This window comes from Variovorax endophyticus, from assembly GCF_025376855.1.
Lineage (GTDB): Bacteria > Pseudomonadota > Gammaproteobacteria > Burkholderiales > Burkholderiaceae_C > Variovorax.
The window spans coordinates 147,559-163,591 of sequence record NZ_JAHUTH010000019.1 but is presented as its reverse complement, the minus strand read 5'-3'; the positions used below and the strand labels follow the sequence as shown (position 1 = coordinate 163,591).

At 70.4% G+C, this 16,033-nt stretch carries 16 protein-coding genes and 1 riboswitch; of the genes, 7 read left to right on the top strand and 9 right to left on the bottom strand.

What is annotated here, in order from left to right; genetic code table 11:
* The coding region (locus tag KV106_RS24050; protein WP_261212827.1) for a hypothetical protein at positions 1-217 on the top strand (217 nt) is incomplete at its 5' end.
* A gap of 278 nt (positions 218-495) precedes the next feature.
* Here KV106_RS24050 and KV106_RS24045 read toward each other — a convergent pair.
* The 6 genes from KV106_RS24045 to ribD form a co-directional block, all read right to left on the bottom strand.
* Positions 496-1,680 carry a pyridoxal phosphate-dependent aminotransferase gene (locus tag KV106_RS24045; RefSeq protein WP_057594487.1) on the bottom strand — a complete coding sequence of 395 codons (1,185 nt, stop codon included), beginning with the start codon at positions 1,678-1,680 and terminating at the stop codon, positions 496-498.
* Between the two features lie 43 nt (positions 1,681-1,723).
* A complete protein-coding gene (gene nusB, locus KV106_RS24040; protein ID WP_261212826.1) occupies positions 1,724-2,293 on the bottom strand; it encodes a transcription antitermination factor NusB in 570 nt (189 codons plus the stop codon).
* On the bottom strand, positions 2,290-2,766 hold the full coding sequence (gene ribH, locus KV106_RS24035; protein ID WP_057594485.1) for a 6,7-dimethyl-8-ribityllumazine synthase: 477 nt from the start codon (positions 2,764-2,766) through the stop codon (positions 2,290-2,292). The genes nusB and ribH overlap by 4 nt, the downstream gene beginning before the upstream one ends.
* Before the next feature lie 5 nt (positions 2,767-2,771).
* Positions 2,772-3,926, bottom strand: a complete 1,155-nt coding sequence (ribBA, locus tag KV106_RS24030; RefSeq protein WP_057594484.1) for a bifunctional 3,4-dihydroxy-2-butanone-4-phosphate synthase/GTP cyclohydrolase II — start codon at positions 3,924-3,926, stop codon at positions 2,772-2,774.
* A 37-nt stretch (positions 3,927-3,963) separates the two neighbouring features.
* A complete protein-coding gene (locus KV106_RS24025; RefSeq protein WP_057594483.1) occupies positions 3,964-4,611 on the bottom strand; it encodes a riboflavin synthase in 648 nt (215 codons plus the stop codon).
* Between the two features lie 110 nt (positions 4,612-4,721).
* Entirely contained in the window at positions 4,722-5,849 is a 1,128-nt protein-coding gene (ribD, locus tag KV106_RS24020) for a bifunctional diaminohydroxyphosphoribosylaminopyrimidine deaminase/5-amino-6-(5-phosphoribosylamino)uracil reductase RibD (RefSeq protein WP_261212825.1), read from the bottom strand.
* 159 nt (positions 5,850-6,008) lie between these two features.
* Between ribD and pilV the strand changes: the two genes are divergently transcribed.
* From pilV to KV106_RS23990, 6 genes are all read left to right on the top strand, one after another.
* Entirely contained in the window at positions 6,009-6,614 is a 606-nt protein-coding gene (gene pilV, locus KV106_RS24015) for a type IV pilus modification protein PilV (RefSeq protein WP_261212824.1), read from the top strand.
* Positions 6,607-7,521: a PilW family protein gene (locus KV106_RS24010; protein WP_261212822.1), complete on the top strand. Its 915-nt coding sequence runs from the start codon at positions 6,607-6,609 to the stop codon at positions 7,519-7,521. The genes pilV and KV106_RS24010 overlap by 8 nt, the downstream gene beginning before the upstream one ends.
* Complete coding sequence (locus KV106_RS24005) at positions 7,518-8,168, top strand: pilus assembly PilX family protein (protein ID WP_261212820.1); 651 nt, start codon at positions 7,518-7,520, stop codon at positions 8,166-8,168. The genes KV106_RS24010 and KV106_RS24005 overlap by 4 nt, the downstream gene beginning before the upstream one ends.
* A 112-nt stretch (positions 8,169-8,280) precedes the next feature.
* The gene (locus tag KV106_RS24000; protein ID WP_261212818.1) at positions 8,281-11,844 is read left to right on the top strand and encodes a pilus assembly protein; all 3,564 of its coding nucleotides are present in this window, start codon (positions 8,281-8,283) and stop codon (positions 11,842-11,844) included.
* A complete protein-coding gene (locus KV106_RS23995; RefSeq protein WP_261212816.1) occupies positions 11,841-12,269 on the top strand; it encodes a type IV pilin protein in 429 nt (142 codons plus the stop codon). The genes KV106_RS24000 and KV106_RS23995 overlap by 4 nt, the downstream gene beginning before the upstream one ends.
* Positions 12,266-12,814 (top strand): GspH/FimT family pseudopilin, encoded by a 549-nt coding sequence (locus KV106_RS23990; protein WP_261212814.1) that lies wholly within the window; start codon positions 12,266-12,268, stop codon positions 12,812-12,814. The genes KV106_RS23995 and KV106_RS23990 overlap by 4 nt, the downstream gene beginning before the upstream one ends.
* A gap of 18 nt (positions 12,815-12,832) precedes the next feature.
* Here KV106_RS23990 and nrdR read toward each other — a convergent pair whose 3' ends face one another.
* The 3 genes from nrdR to KV106_RS23975 form a co-directional block, all read right to left on the bottom strand.
* Positions 12,833-13,276: a transcriptional regulator NrdR gene (gene nrdR, locus KV106_RS23985; RefSeq protein ID WP_057594475.1), complete on the bottom strand. Its 444-nt coding sequence runs from the start codon at positions 13,274-13,276 to the stop codon at positions 12,833-12,835.
* A 24-nt stretch (positions 13,277-13,300) separates the two neighbouring features.
* Complete coding sequence (glyA, locus tag KV106_RS23980) at positions 13,301-14,545, bottom strand: serine hydroxymethyltransferase (protein WP_261212811.1); 1,245 nt, start codon at positions 14,543-14,545, stop codon at positions 13,301-13,303.
* Between the two features lie 41 nt (positions 14,546-14,586).
* A riboswitch (ZMP/ZTP riboswitch) is annotated at positions 14,587-14,721 on the bottom strand.
* Between the two features lie 44 nt (positions 14,722-14,765).
* Positions 14,766-15,632: a lytic transglycosylase domain-containing protein gene (locus KV106_RS23975; protein ID WP_261212810.1), complete on the bottom strand. Its 867-nt coding sequence runs from the start codon at positions 15,630-15,632 to the stop codon at positions 14,766-14,768.
* Between the last annotated feature and the right edge of the window lie 401 nt (positions 15,633-16,033).

Below are 16,033 nucleotides of genomic sequence, written 5' to 3'. Positions count from 1 at the left end.
CGTTTCGCGGGGTCTCGCAGAACTCGCTTCGCTCAAACAGCTGCGAGCCCTGATCCGCGAAACGCTGCGCTCCTCGGCGCAGCCAGAGGGGTGGTTCGGGCCATCGCTGCGCTCGGCCACCAAGACCCAACGGGCCTTCGCTTCGCTCGGCCTCAATGAAAGATCCAAGGCCTACGCATGCGCACTCCCCACACAAGGACGCGCCAAGGCGCGTTGACCCTGATCCCCTCTGGCTGTGCCGAGGAGCGCAGGAGAAAGCGGGATAAGGGCCGCAGCTGTCTGAGCGCAACGAAGTGGAGCGAGTTCTGCGGCCCCCCGCTTTCTCCGAGCACCGCAGGTTGCCCGCAGCGAAGCGGAGGGACACAGACAGCGGGGTCGCCTTCTCTTTGGTTACTTTCTCTTGGCGAGACAAGAGAAAGTGACTCGCCCGCCGGGGCGAATTCCCGGCCAACGGCCTCAACAAAAAAGCAGCTTCAAACCAGAAAGCCGAACCCCTCATCCAGCCAAACCACGCAACCGACCAATAGCTTCCTCAAGATGCGCCATCGAACTAGCCGTAGAGAACCGAACAAAGCGAGCAGTATCAGCAGTCCCGAAGTCGCGCCCCGGGGTCACGGCCACATGCGCCCGCTTCATCGCCTCGAACGCAAAATCCCAGCTCCCCGAAATCCCGAGCCGAGCAGCCAGCCCCGAACAATCGGCCCAGGCGTAGAAAGCGCCATCCGGAACCACCGGAACCGGTAGCCCCAACGCCTCGAGCTGCGGAATGAACCAGTCGCGCCGTGCCTTGAATTCGCCCCGACGACGCTCGTACTCCGCAATGCTCTCCGCCTCGAAGCAAGCCAGCGCCGCGTACTGAGCCACCGTGCTCGCACAGATGAACAGGTTCTGCGCCAGCCGCTCCACCACGGGCACCAGCACATCGGGCACCACCAGCCACCCCAGCCGCCACCCCGTCATGTTGAAGTACTTGCTGAAGCTGTTGATGCTGATCACGTTGTCGTCGATCGCCAGCGCCGTCTGCCCGTAGGCATCGTCGTAGGACAGCCCCAGGTAGATCTCGTCGATCAGCGTGATGCCGCCGCGCGAACTCACCACCTCGTGGATGCGCCGCAGCTCGTCGCGCGCGATCGAGGTGCCGGTCGGGTTCGACGGCGAGGCCAGCAGCACGCCGCGGGTCTTGTCGGTCCACGCGGCCTCGACCTTGTCGGCGCTGAGCTGGAAACGCTCCTCGGCGGTGGTCGGGATCAGCACCGCCTTGCCCTCGGCCGCGCTCACGAAGTGGCGGTTGCAGGGATAGCTGGGGTCGGGCAGCAGGATCTCGTCGCCGGCTTCGATCAGCGTGAGGCAGGCCAGCTGCAGCGCGGCCGAGGCGCCGGCCGTGACCACGATGCGGCGCGCCGGCACGTCGACGCCGAAGCGGTCGCGATACCACTGGCTGATGCGTTCGCGCAGATGGTCGAGGCCGGTGGCCTGGGTGTATTGCGTGGCACCAGCGCGCACCGCGCGTGCCGCGGCTTCCTGCACCAGCGGCGGCGCGGTGAAGTCGGGCTCGCCGATGTTCAGGAAGATCATCGGCCGGTCGGTGTGGGCCACCTCGCGCGCCAGCTTGCCGGCGGCCTTGGCCACTTCCATCACGTAGAAGGGCTCGATGCGCTCGGCCCGGGTCGAAATCCTCATGCGGGGTGCTTCGCGAAAGAAGAAGGAGGAAGAGGGGAAGGGATCAGGGCCGCGCCTTGCCGGTCGCGCGGTCGGCCTCGACCTCGAGCGGACGCAGCTGGGGCGCGAGGCCGTTGAGCACCGCGTTCACGTACTTGTGGCCGTCGGTGCCGCCGAACTCCTTGGCGAGCTCGATGCATTCGTTGAGCACCACGCGCCACGGCACGTCGAGGCAATGCTGGAACTCGTAGACACCGATCCACATCACGGCATGCTCGATCGGCGAGATCTCGGCCAGCTTGCGGTCGAGCAGCGGCACGATCAGCGCGTCGAGCTGCTCGGCGCCTTCGATCGAGCCGTGCAGCAGCGCGTCGTAGTGCGCGGCATCGGCCTTGTGGAAGCCCGCGAGGTCGCGCGTGAAGCTGTCGATGGCGGCCGCCTCGTTGCGGCCCACCAGGTGCTGGTAGAGCGCCTGCAGCGCGAACTCGCGCGCGCGGGTGCGGTTGGACTTGGCCGAGGCCTTGCGCGCGCCGGTGGCTGTGAGGCCGGTGCGCGTCGCTCGCGCCTTGTCCGGTCGTGCGGAACGCTGCGGTGCAGCGCCTCCCTGGTCTTCTTGGGTGTTGTCGTCGGTCATGAAAGGTCGGCCAGCAGTCGCGCCATTTCGACCGCCACGCGGGCCGCGTCGCGGCCCTTGTCGGTCTGGCGGGCGACGGCCTGCTCGAGGTTCTCGGTGGTGAGGATGGCGTTGGCGATGGGCAGCTTGTAGTCGAGCGCCACGCGGCTCACGCTCGCGCCCGATTCGTTGGCCACCAGCTCGAAGTGGTAGGTTTCGCCGCGGATGATGCAGCCCAGCGCGACCAGCGCGTGGTAGCCGCCGCGCTCGGCCAGCGCCTGCAGCGCGACCGGCACTTCGAGAGCGCCGGGAACGCGCACGTGGTGGATGTCGTTGGCGGCCACGCCCAGCGCCGCGAACTCGTCGAGGCAGGCGCTGGCGAGCGCATCGGTGATGTCGGCATTGAAGCGCGCCTGCACGATGCCGATGCGCAGTCCCTTGCCGCTGTTGCCGTCCAGCGGCTTGTCGGCCGCGCCCTGGTTTGCACCTTGCATGTCGTTCAGTCCTTTGCCAGATAGCCGGCGATCTCGAGGCCGTAGCCGGCCGCCATGCTCGGCATGCGCCGCGGCGTGCCGAGCAATCTCATCTTCTGCACGCCGCATTCGCGCAGGATCTGCGCGCCGATGCCGTAGCTGCGCAGGTCCATGCGGCCGCGCTCGGGCGCCTGCGCGGGGCGCGCGGTGCCGTCGAACTGGGCCAGCAGCTCGTGCGCCGTCTCGCCGCAGTTCAGCAGCACGGCCACGCCCCGGTCGAGCTGCGCGATGTGCGAGAGGCTGGCGTCCAGGCTCCACGAGTGCAGCGAGCGGTTGATCTCGAGCGCGTCGAGCACCGACAGCGGCTCGTGCACGCGCACGTCGACCGTGTCCTCGGGCGCCCACTTGCCGCGCACCAGCGCGAGGTGCACGCCGCCGCTGGGCTGGTCGACGAAGGCATGGGCGGTGAACGCGCCCCAGGCGGTCTGGATCTCGCGGCAGCCGACCTTCTTGATCAGCGATTCGGTGCGGCTGCGGTGCTCGATCAGCGCCGCGATGGTGCCGATCTTGAGGCCGTGCTCGGCCGCGAACAGCTGCAGGTCGGGCAGGCGCGCCATCGTGCCGTCCTCGTTCATCACCTCGCAGATCACCGAGGCGGGCGAGCAGCCGGCCATGGCGGCGAGGTCGCAGCCGGCCTCGGTATGGCCGGCGCGCATCAGCACGCCGCCGTCGACTGCCTGCAGCGGGAAGATGTGGCCGGGCTGCACCAGGTCGGCGGCCACGGCGTTGCGCGCCACCGCGGCCTGCACGGTGCGGGCCCGGTCGGCGGCCGAGATGCCGGTGGTCACGCCCTCGGCGGCCTCGATCGAGACCGTGAAGGCGGTGGCGTGCTTGGTGCCGTTGCGCGCCACCATCGGCGGCAGCTGCAGGCGTTCGCACATCTCGCGCGACAGCGTGAGGCAGATCAGGCCGCGCGCATGGCGGGCCATGAAGTTGATGGCCTCGGGCGTGATGTGGTCGGCGGCGACCACGATGTCGCCCTCGTTCTCGCGGTCTTCCTCGTCGACGAGGATGACCATGCGGCCGGCGGCCAGTTCGGCCACGATCTCCTCGACCGGGGAGATCGGCGCGGGCGTCCGATTGGCGCGCGAGGCGCCGATCGGCGTGACGGATGCGTTCATGATGGGGCGGGGTCCTTGGATGCGGGGAATGTCGGTGTCAGGCCGGCCGGGCCGGCTGCAGCACGCCCGCCTGGAGCATGCGCTCCACGTAGCGCGCCACGGTGTCGATTTCGAGGTTCACGCGCGAGCCGGCGCGCAGGTCGCCCAGCGAGGTGTTCTGCACGGTGTGCGGGATCAGGTTGATGCTGATCTCGCTGCTGCCGTCGGCCGCGTCGGCGACGGTGTTGACCGTCAGGCTCACGCCGTTGATGGTGATCGAGCCCTTGTAGGCCAGGAAGCGCGCCAGCGCCTGAGGCGCGACCACGCGCAGCTCCCAGCTCTCGCCCACGGGCTCGAAGCGGCTCACGGTGCCGATGCCGTCGACGTGGCCCGAGACGATGTGGCCGCCGAGGCGGTCGCTCGCGCGCAGCGCCTTCTCGAGGTTGATGCGCGCACCTTCCTCGGTCAGGCCCGCCGTTTTATCGAGCGACTCGGCCGAGATGTCGATGGTGAAGAGCCTCTGCGCGGGGTCGAAACTGGTGACGGTCATGCAGGCGCCGTTGAGCGCAATGCTGTCGCCGAGGCCGACGTCGTCGAGGTAGCCGTCGGGCGCCGCGATGCCGAGTCTCTTGCCGTGGGAGGAGGAGGAGCCGAGGTCGTGGATGGCGGCGATGCGCCCCACGCCGGTGATGATTCCGGTGAACATCCGCGCATTTTCGCAGGTCCGGAAGGCCCGCGGCATTTCCTGGCACTTCGGGACCGCCGGCGGGGTCGCGCGGGCGGCTCTGGACGGCGGCCGGCGCGCCGCGGGCGGCGTCAGAAAGCGTCCCGGCCGGCCACGCGCGCCACGATCCGCAGGTCGGGCCCGATCATGTCGACCGAGCGGAATGCCAGCGGCAGCGCCCCGGCCAGCGAGACCAGCGGGCCGCCGGCGTGGATCTGGCTCGCGATGTCCAGGCCGCTGCCGATCAGCTTGGGCGCGAGATAGACCAGCAGCTCGTCGACGCAGCCCTCGCGCAGCAGCGAGCCGTTGAGCTTGTGGCCCGATTCCACGTGCAGTTCGTTGACGCCGCGCGCCGCGAGGTCGCGCAGCATCGCCTCCAGGTCGACCTTGCCGTGGGCATTCGGCAGGCAACTGACCGTGGCGCCGCGCGCCTCGAGCGCCGCGGCGCGGGCTTCGTCGCGCGCCGCGGCGTAGATCCAGACCGCGCGGCCTGCTATGAAAAGGTGAGCGTCAGGCGGCGTCTGCAGGTGGCTGTCGACGATCACCAGGTGCGGCTGGCGCGGCGTCTCGACCAGCCGCACGTCGAGCCGCGGGTTGTCCTCGAGCACCGTGCCGACGCCCGTCAGCACCGCACTGGCCCGGGCACGCCAGGCGTGGCCGTCGGCGCGCGCGGCCTCGGCCGTGATCCATTGGCTCACGCCGTTGGCGAGGCCGGTGCGGCCGTCGAGCGAGGCCGCGACCTTCATGCGCACCCAGGGGGTCTTGCGGACCATGCGCGAGAGGAAGCCGAGATTGAGCTCGCGCGCTTCCTCGGCGCCTGGGCCCACCTCGACCGCCACGCCCGCCGCGCGCAGCCGCTCGAAGCCCTGGCCCGCGACCAGCGGATTGGGATCGGCGAGCGAGGCGACGACACGGCCGATGCCGGCCGCGATCAGCGCATCGCAGCACGGGCCGGTGCGGCCATGGTGGGCGCAGGGTTCGAGCGTGACGTAGGCGGTGGCGCCCGCGACCGAATTCCCCTGTGCCGCCGCGTCGCGCAGCGCCATCACCTCGGCATGCGGGCCGCCGGCCTTCTGCGTGTGGCCCTGGCCGAGCACGCTGCCCTGCGCATCGGCGATCACGCAGCCCACGCGCGGGTTCGGGTCGGTGATCAGCAGCGCCGACGCGGCCAGGCGCAGGGCGCTCGCCATGTGCTGGGCGTCGTGTTCGGGGGAGGGCATGGAGGCTTCGCGAGGAAAAGTTGACACGGGTGCGCCGGGATCATACGAGCGGCGCGCGAATGCGGATGGACGGCGCGGCGTCCGCGCATGGGGCGCTCGTACGCTTGCCGTTCGATCGCGAGACACGCGACACAAGAAGAGAACGGGGGAGGGACGGACATGAAAAGGTCGAATCGATCGGCGCGCGCCGCCTCGGGTTTTTCGCTCGTGGAAGTGCTGGTCTCCATCGCGCTGCTGAGCCTCGGGCTGCTCGGCGCGGCGGCGACGCTGCTGCACGCGGTGCGCGCGAGCGGCGAGGCCGCGAACTTCGGCGCGGCACTGAACCTGGTGCGCGAGCTGTCGGAGAAGACGCGGCTCAACCGGAGCGTGGCGGCGCGGCGCGATGCGGCCAATGGCTACCTCGTGGCGAGCTGGACCGCGGCCTCCGCCACGGGCGAGACCGGCGGTCCCGATTGCGCGGCGGCCTCCGCCGCCTGCAAGCCCGAGGACCTCGCGCGCTGGGACATGCAGGCGTGGAAGCGCCGCGCCGCGAAGGCCTTGCCCGGCGCGCGCGCCACGGTCTGCTTCGACGGCAATCCATGGAACGACGCATCGGGCGCCCATGCCTGGGCCTGCGAGGCCGACGGACCGTTGCTGGTCGTCAAGCTCGGCTGGTTGCCGCGCAACGCGAACGAGGCGCAGCGCCGCGCGGGGGCATCGGCAGCGCCGCGGCTCGCGCTGCCGCTGATGCCCGTGCAGGCGGTCGAGGGCGCGCGCGGTGGCTGAGCGCGGCATCTCGCTGGTCGAACTGATGGTCGCGCTGGCGCTCGGCCTGGTGGTCGTGCTCATGGCCATGCTGGCCTTCGGCGGCAACCGGCAGTTGTTCGTGGCCGAGTCCGAGGCCCGCACGGTGGAGGAGTCGCTGCGCTTCGCGGCCTTCGTCGTGCGGCGCACGGTGCGGCATGCCGGCTATGCCGATCGCGCGGCCGGCGATTCGGCCGTGGCCGCCGGGAACGACCCCTTCGACCTCGACATCGTCGGCGCGCGCAACACGCGCGTCGGCGCCAGCGGCGAGAGCTACGGGAAGCACGGCGCCCGCGGCGTGAACGACAGCGATTCGCTGCTCGTGCGCTTTGCCGGCAGCTCGCGCACCGACGACGACGGCAATGCCACGGAAGCCGACGGCACCATGGTCGACTGCATGGGCTTCGCGCAGGCCGCGCCGGGCGCCGGCACCGCCACGCCGGCCGACCGCGCCTGGAGCATCTTCCACGTGGCCGAGGCCGCCGACGGGGAGCCCGAGCTCTATTGCAAGTACCGCGGGGACCGGGGTGGCAGCTTCCGGTCCGAACCGCTGGCGCGCGGCATCGAGGTGTTTCGCGTGCTGTTCGGGCGCGACCTCGACGGCGATGGCACGCCCGAGCAGTGGCTCGATGCCGCGCAACTCGACGCATTGGCCACGGCCTCGTCGCTGGGCCACGCGGCCTGGCGCCAGGTGGTGGCGCTGCGCATCGGGATGGTGGCGCGCAGCGCGCGGCCGGGCCGTTGGCCACCGCCCGAAGAGGCGCAGCTTCATCCGCTCGGCCCCGAGTTCCCTTCGGCCCGCTTCCGGCCCGCCGCCGATGGGCGGCTGCGGCGTGTGATGAGCTTCACGGTGGCGCTGCGCAACAGCCAGCGCGAGGACGCGCCATGAGCCGAAGCGCGCGCGTCTCGCGGGGTTTCTCGCTGATCGTCGTGCTGATGCTGCTGCTCGTCGTGTCGGTGCTCGGCCTGGCCGCGGCGCAGAACGCGCTGGTCGGCGAGCGGATCGCGCGCAACGAGCGCGATGCCGAGGTGGCGTTCCAGGCCGCCGAGGCCGCGCTGCTCGATGCCGAGCGCGATGTGCTCGGGCCCAACGACCATGCGGCCCGGCGGCTGTGCCTGTTCGATGGCCGCGATGTCTCGGCCTTCGTCGCCGATTGCGCCGGCACCGGTGCACGGCTGGGACTTTGCGCGGCCGCGCCGGTGGGCGCCGAGCCGGCGTGGATGCGGGTCGATTTCGCACCCGATGCCGGCCGGTCGGTGGCCTATGGCCGCTTCACGGGGCAGGTCTATGCCACCGGTGCCGGTGGGCTGTCGGCACGCGCGCCGCGCTATGTCGTCGAAGCGTTGCGCAGCCGCGGTGGCGGCGCGCAGGGCGTGCTGCACAGCGCGAGCGCGGCCGCCGCGACGCCGCATGTCTTCCGCGTCACCGCCATCGGCTACGGGCCGCGCGAAGAGACACGGGTGCTGCTGCAGACCACGCTGGCGAAGCCATCGGCGAGTCCCGGTTGTTCCGTCGCTTCTTCTCCTTCTTCCTGATCGGACCGCCATGCCCTCGCTTCGAACATTCATCGTGTGTATCGTCCTGCTTTGCTGCACGACATGGAGGGGGCCGGCATGGGCCGGCGCGTCGTCCGCCATACCGTCCGCCATGCCGCCCGATGCGCTGCTGACCAGCGTACCGCTTCACGCGCTGGCGGGCCAGCCCGATCCCAACGTCGTGATCGATCTGGCGATCCAGGCCTCGAGCGCGGGACCGGCGTACCTCGGCAGCTTCGAACCCGCCAGGGTCTACGGCGGCTACTGGGATGCGAAGGGCTGCTACGACTACCTGCGCGTCGAAGGCCATTTCCGTCGCCTGGCAACGGCCGCCACGCTCGCCGGTGGCGAGCTCGTCTGCAACGGGCAATGGAGCGGCAATCTGCTGAACTGGGCCACGGCATCGCCGCTCGACCATCTGCGCATGGCGCTGACCGGCGGCGACCGCGTGGCGGACACGCCGGAGCGGACCGTGCTGCAGCGCGCGACCTGGCCGATCGAGGCCGGCCTCGAGCTTCCCGTCAAGACCGTGCGCGGGCATCTCGAGTGGCTGGTTCCGCCCGGCAGGCTTCGCGCGAACGGGACGCTGCGCATCCGCAACTGCGGGGATCGGCTGGTTGTCGATGCGGACACCCGCGCCGATGCGGACCGTGGCTGTGTCTCGGCGGCCGGGGCCGATATCCACTTCGCGCGCGTCGAGGTCTGCGCCGCCGACGAGGCGGTCGTGCGCCGCGATCTGTGCGTCGCGTATCCCGGCGGGCATCACAAACCGGTGGGAGCCCTGCAGGTCAACGCGGGCGATGCGCGCTTCGCCGTGTTCGGCGGCGATCCCGGGCGCTATGGCGGCGTGCCGCGCGAAGCGATGAAGTCCATCGGGCCGGAGAAGACCGATGCCGGCTTCGATCGGGTTGCGAACCCGCGGGCTGAGTGGGATGCGCGCACGGGCGTGTTTCGCGACGACCCCGCGGGAACCGCGCAGGGCATCGTCGCGGCGGTGAACCGCATCGGACGTTCGGGCGAGTACGCGCGCGCCGATACCGCGGGCGAGCTGTTCCATGCATCGCTGCGCTATCTGCAGGCCAAGTTGCCGGCAGCCGTGGATCCGGTGCTTGGCAACTGCCAGCGCAACCATGTCCTGAGCATAGGCGGCCTCGATGCCCGCGAGGAACGTCCATGGCCGGGCGCGGCCTTCGAGCCCGACGTCGCGTACGGGGCCCGCCGCGTCGCTGCGTTCGAGAACCGGGATGCCGGCGCGGCCCATGGTTCCTTCGGCATGGCGGGACTCGCCTATTGGGCGCACACCCAGCGCATCCGCGCCGACCATCCCGATGCGCGCGTGCAGACCTTCGCGATCGACCTCGATGCCGGCCGCGGTGCCTCGGTGGGCGCGCGCCAGCGCGGCAGCGCGCTCTACCTGGCCGCGAAGTACGGCGGATTCGTGGACCGCAACGGCGATGGCGATCCGTTCCGCAGCACCGCGCTTTTCGGCGCCCCGGACGCGGCGGGCCAGCCGGCATGGTTCGGTAACGCCGAATGGGCGGAAGGGCTCGACAACGACGGGCGGCCGATGCCGGCCAACTACTTCCTGGCCAGCGATGCGCGATCGACGGCGGATGCGTTGCGCGGCGTGCTGCGCCGTGCCACCGCGCCGTCGCTGGGCGCGAATGCCACGGCCGCGATCTCCTCGGACACGGTGGGAGCGGCCGGCGCGAGCCTCTACCGCTCTCGTTCCGACAGCCGGCGCTGGTCCGGCACCTTGCAGTCGTTTCGCCTGTTCGTGGCGCCGGAGACCGGCGCCTTGCGCGTGGCCGACCAGCCGTCATGGGATGCGGGTGCCTTGCTCGACGCGCGCCTGGAGAAGCCCGGTGCGGCGGCCTCGCGGAGGCTCTTCACGCTGTCGACCGCCGGCCTCGGCATCCCCTTCGAATGGGAGGCTCTCGACGAGCCCTTGCGGCGCTCGCTGCGCGCGGATCCAGATCCGGCGGCCGAGCCCGCGTCGGCGGCATCGGTCGAGACCCTGGCCCGCGATCGCCTGAACTATCTGCGCGGCGAGCGCCGGAACGAAGCCTCGTTCGCGGGCGGCCGCTTGCGCGTGCGCGACTCGGTGATGGGCGACATCGCGCATGCGGCGCCGGTGTACGTGGGCGCACCCGATCCCGCTTCGCGCGAGGCTGGCTACCCGGCTTTCCTCGCCACCTACCGCCAGCGCGAGCCCGCCGTCTATCTGGGCGCCAACGACGGCATGCTGCATGCCTTCTCGGCGCGCACGGGCGAGGAGCTGTTCGGCTATGTCCCGCGCCTGCTGTTCCCGGTGCTCGGCACGCTCGCACTGGCCGGTGGCCCGCATCGCGCCCATGTCGACGGCACGCCCGCCGTGGCCGAGGCACGCATGGCCAGCGGTCAGTGGAAAAGCGTGCTGGTCTCGGGCCTGGGCGCGGGCGCTGCAGGGGTCTTCGCGCTCGAGGTCAGCGATCCGGGCGCCTTCTCGGCCGACAAGGTGCTGTGGGAGTTCGGCGCTGCCGACGACCCCGACATGGGCCACCTGATGCAGCCGCCGCGCATCCTGAAGTTCCGAACCAGGGCCGCGACCATGGGCCATCCGGCCACCCACGCCTGGTTCGCGGTCGTGCCCTCGGGCTTCAACAACCGCAACCCCGAGAAGCGGGCCGCGTTGTTCCTGCTGTCGCTCGACAAGCCGGCCGGCACGCCCTGGCGGCGCGGCCTCGACTATCACAAGATCCTGTTGCCCCGGCCCGCGGACGCCAGCCTCGTCAATGCACTCGCGAGCGCGCCCGGCGACCATGCGGCCGACGACGGAACGGTTCGCTGGCTCTATGCGGGCGATACCCAGGGCAACCTGTGGAAGTTCGACTTCGAGCGCGATGCACCGTGGAGCGAGGCCCGGGCGCTGGGCTTCGGCGGCGTGCCGCTGATGGTCGCGACGGACGGCGACGCGGGCAGCCGGCGCCAGCCGATCACGGTGCCGCCGGAGGTGGGGCTCGGCCCGGGCGGCGGCGGCATCGTGCTGTTCGGCACCGGCAAGTTCGTCGAGCCGACGGACCTCGGTGCCTCGCGCCGCGGCCTCCAGACCGTGTATGCGGTGCAGGACACGGGCACGCCGATCCGCGCGGGCGAGGCGCGGGGGCAATTGGCGCCGCGGCGGGCGCGTTCCGTCGAGGGCGGGCTGACGGCCATCGAAGGCCCGCCATTCGTCTATGGCGCTTTCGATCGCACGACGACGCAGCGGCGTGGCTGGTACCTCGACCTGCCCGCGTCGCGCGACCAGGGCGAGCGCCAGGTCGAGCGGCCGGTGCTCGCCGACGGCCGCCTGTTCTTCAACACGTTGATCCCGCCGCGGGCGGCCTGCGACGAAGGCGGGGGCCGCAGCTGTGCCGTGGATGCGATGACCGGCCTGTCGAAGGGCGGTACCTGCGTGCCTTCCGAGGCGGGGTTGCTCGGAGCGCCCTTGGTGGTCCAGCAGGGCGATGCTTCGTACGGCGCCGCCGATCCGACCGGGCGCAGGACCGAGACCCGGCGGCTCGCGGTCCTGAGCCCCGGTACCCGCCGGGACAAGGCGGTGTCGGTGGCCCAGCCGCTCGAGGACGCCACGGCAGCGCGGCGGGCCGGCCGCCTCAGCTGGCGGCAGGTGCCGGACCCGCAAAGGACGCGGCCATGATCTCCCGCCGCTGCCACCGAGCGGGCGCGGCCCTCGGCTGGAGCCTGATCGAGTTGCTGATCGCGCTCGCGATCGTCGCGATCCTCGCGGCCATCGCCTTCCCCTCGTACCTCGATGCGGCGCATCGCAGTTGGCGCGCCGAGGCGCGTTCGGCGCTGCTCGCGCAGATGCAGCAGCAGGAGCGCCACTTCACCGTCGATGGCCGCTACCGGCGCTACGAAGGCGATTCCGCCGAGAACGGGCAGGGCGGCAAGTACCTCGTGCGCAGCGAGCACTGCGACGGCCAGCGCAGCCTCGACGACTGCCTGCGGCTCTCGGCGCGGCTCAAGCCCGGCTTCTCGGACCCGCCGGTCGGCAACCTGTGGCTGGACAGCACGGGCGGCCGCGGCTGCGACGGCGCGCAGCGTGAGCGGTGCTGGCAATGAAGCGCGCGGGACGGGCACGCGGGCTCACGCTGATCGAGCTGCTCACCGTGATCGCCATCGTCGCCATCCTGGCCGCCGTCGGCGTGCCGGGCTTTCGCGCGCTGCTGCTCCACCAGCGGCTGGAGGCCGCCTCGCACGCCTTCGTCGCCGCGCTCGGGATGGCACGGATCGAAGCGATCCGGCGCGGCGAGCCGGTCAGCGTGCTCGCGGAAGGCGGCGCCGGGTGGAACGGGGGCTGGGCGGTCGTCGCCGACCCGGAGGGCAAAGGCGCGCCGCGAGTCCTGCGCCGCTTCGACAGGCTGCCGCCGGGCATCGCCGTCGACCCGGGGTTGGGCGACGGCTTGGTGCAGGGCGTGCACTACGACGGCAACGGCTTCTCGCGGCGCGCGCGCAATGCGGGCTTCGGCGCGGGCTGTCTCGTGTTCAAGGCCGAGACAAGACGGCGCGCGGCCATCGTCCTCTCGGCGTCGGGGCGCGCGCGCAGCTGCAATCCCGACCAGGCGGGGGAATGCGGAACGGGGGTGTGCGGGCGGGGCGGCGGGTAGGCCTTCGCCGGCCGCGGCTCAGATGTCGCGCAGCAGCTGCCGGAACTCGTCCACGTCCTCGAAGCTGCGGTAGACCGAGGCGAAGCGCACATAGGCGACCTTGTCGAGCTTCTTGAGTTCGCGCATCACGAGTTCGCCGACCTTGGTCGACTCGATCTCGCGCAGGCCGCTGGCGAGCAGCTTCTGTTCGATGCGCAGCAGCGCGTTGTCGATCTGCTCGATGCTCACCGGCCGCTTGCGCAGCGCCAGCATCATCGAGGCGCGGACCTTGGTCGAGTCGAAGTCGGCGCGGCTGCCGTCCTTCTTCACCACGACCGGGAAATTGACGTCGGGACGCTCGTAGGTGGTGAAGCGCTTGTCGCAGGCACCGCACTGGCGGCGCCTGCGCACGAAGTCGGCGTCTTCCGAAACGCGGGTCTCGACGACCTGCGTTTCGAGATGACCGCAAAAAGGGCATTTCATGCGGTCAGGGCTTCTTCTTCGAGATCAGCGGTAGACCGGGAAACGGCTGGTCAGCGCATGGACCTTGGCGCGCACGGCCTCGATGTTCGCGGCATCGCGCGGGTTCTCGAGCACGTCGGCGATCAGGTTCGCGGTGATGCGGGCCTCTTCGTCCTTGAAGCCTCGCGTGGTCATGGCCGGCGTGCCGACACGCACGCCGCTGGTCACCATCGGCTTCTCGGGGTCGTTGGGGATCGCATTCTTGTTGATGGTCATGTGGGCGCTGCCCAGCACGGCCTCGGCTTCCTTGCCGGTGATGCCCTTGGCGCGCAGGTCGACCAGCATCACGTGGCTCTCGGTGCGTCCGCTCACGATGCGCAGGCCGCGCTGCGTGAGCGTTTCGGCCACGATCTGGGCGTTCTTGACCACCTGCTGCTGGTAGGCCTTGAACTCCGGCGACAGCGCTTCCTTGAAGGCCACCGCCTTGGCGGCGATCACGTGCATCAGCGGGCCGCCTTGCAGGCCCGGGAAGATCGCGCTGTTGATCGCCTTCTCGTGCTGCGACTTCATCAGGATGATGCCGCCGCGCGGGCCGCGCAGGCTCTTGTGGGTGGTCGAGGTCACGACGTCGGCGTGCGGCACCGGGTTCGGGTAGACGCCCGCGGCCACCAGGCCGGCGTAGTGGGCGATGTCGACCATGAAGATCGCGCCCACGTCCTTGGCCACCTTGGCGAAGCGCTCGAAGTCGATGCGCAGCGAGTAGGCCGAGGCGCCCGCGATGATCAGCTTGGGCTGGTGCTCGTGCGCCTTGCGCTCCATCGCGTCGTAGTCGATGGCTTCGTTGGCATCCAGGCCGTAGCTCACCACGTTGAACCACTTGCCGCTCATGTTGAGGGGCATGCCGTGGGTCAGGTGGCCGCCTTCGGCCAGGCTCATGCCCATGATGGTGTCGCCGGGCTTCAGGAAGGCCAGCAGCACGGCCTCGTTGGCCGAGGCGCCGCAATGGGGCTGCACGTTGGCGGCTTCGGCGCCGAAGATCTGCTTCACGCGGTCGATGGCCAGCTGCTCGGCCACGTCGACGTGCTCGCAGCCGCCGTAGTAGCGCTTGCCCGGGTAGCCCTCGGCGTACTTGTTGGTGAGCTGCGAGCCCTGCGCGGCCATGACGGCCGGCGAGGCGTAGTTCTCGCTCGCGATCAGCTCGATGTGGTGTTCCTGGCGCGCGTTTTCGGCCTGGATGGCAGCCCAGATTTCGGGATCGGTCTGTTCGACCAGGATGTTGCGTTGGTACATGGCAGTCCTTTGAAGACGAGGTCCTTGTTCTTCAACCAAACAAGGGCTGCCCAGGCGAACGGCTGATCGCCCGCGCGTCTGGAGCGACGTCGCGGGCGGTACGCTTCCCAGTGGTAGTCCACGTCAGCGCGGGTGCCTCGTCGGCACCGCGCCTATCGCCAGTCGCGTACCGGGCCGAGTGTAGCGGATCGGGCTGGCCCGGCGGCGCGCGAAAGGAGATTCAAGAGACGGCGGACAGCAGCGCCACCTTGGGCGGCGTCGGGCCGTTGGCCGGCTCGGTCGCCTCGTCGGGCTTGGCCGGGGCCACCACCGGTATCGGCAGCGGCTGCGGGCGCAGCACCGGCGGCGTCGGCGCGAACGGCGAGGGCGCGCGGCCGCTGGCCACCTGCAGCAGGCGCTCGCGCTCGGCCATCACCTTGCCGGCGTAGCCGCCGTCGTCCTCGAGGTTGGCCGCGCCCACGTAGTAGCGCAGGCCGCCTTCGAGCGAACCGGCGCGGGCGATGCATTCCTGCAGCACCTTCACGCCGACCCGCATGTTGGTGACGGGGTCGAAGGCGGTCAGCGTGCCGCCGGCCGGCTCGTACTTGTCGCCGTGCACGCGGGTCATGACCTGCATCAGCCCCTGCGCGCCGACCTGGCTCTGCGCGAACGGGTTGAAGCTGGACTCGACCGCCATGATCGCGAGGATCAGCGTCGGGTCGAGCTTGGTGTGCTTGCCGATGTTGTAGGCCTCGGCCACGAGCACGCTCAGCGGCTCGGCCGCGACGCGGTACTTCTTGCTGAGCCAGTAGGCCACGGCGGCCTGCTGCTTGGGCAGGTCGCCGGGGCTCGCGGCCGTCGTGCGCTCGATCGCGGTCGGCTCGAGGTCGGTGGCTTCGGGCGCGGGTTTGCGCGACTGCAGCCAGCCCATGAGCTGTTCCTCGCCTTGATGGCGCAGGTCGGGCCGCGCCACGAGGGCGAGGGCCGCGAACACGATGGCCAGGCCCAGCAGGGCGAAACCGTTGTGCGTGATTTCAAAAAAGCCGTCTGCCACATCGGACACGAATGTCCTCAGCCCGCGGGCCGTGGCATCAAACGCCTTGTTCATCGCTCTTCCTTTCTGTGCGGCACCTGTCGCAGCGCCGGGAAGGGCGATGGGATGGAGGCAGCGGCGCTTGGATTGGTACCAATCAGGTTCCGCGCTCGGGGGATAAGGTGCGCGGCCGCCTGATCAAGCCGGGGGGAGTCGGCAGCGGATACAGGGTGGCTCCGTCGCGTCGGGCGTCCGGAGCAGGCGGGATTCTATCGTTGCTAAATACCCGGTCAAGCATAAGGAATTCCTTCTTAATTCTTAAAACTGTCGAACAAATGTTTCAAACCGACCCGCGAGACGGCGTCTTTCTTAAGGGAAATCCCTTGCAACATCGGGTTTGAAAAGCCGGGGAAGGCCGTCTAAGCTGAACGGGCCTGAGGTTTTCAGGTGCTTTCCGAAGCCAGCCGGTCACGGTG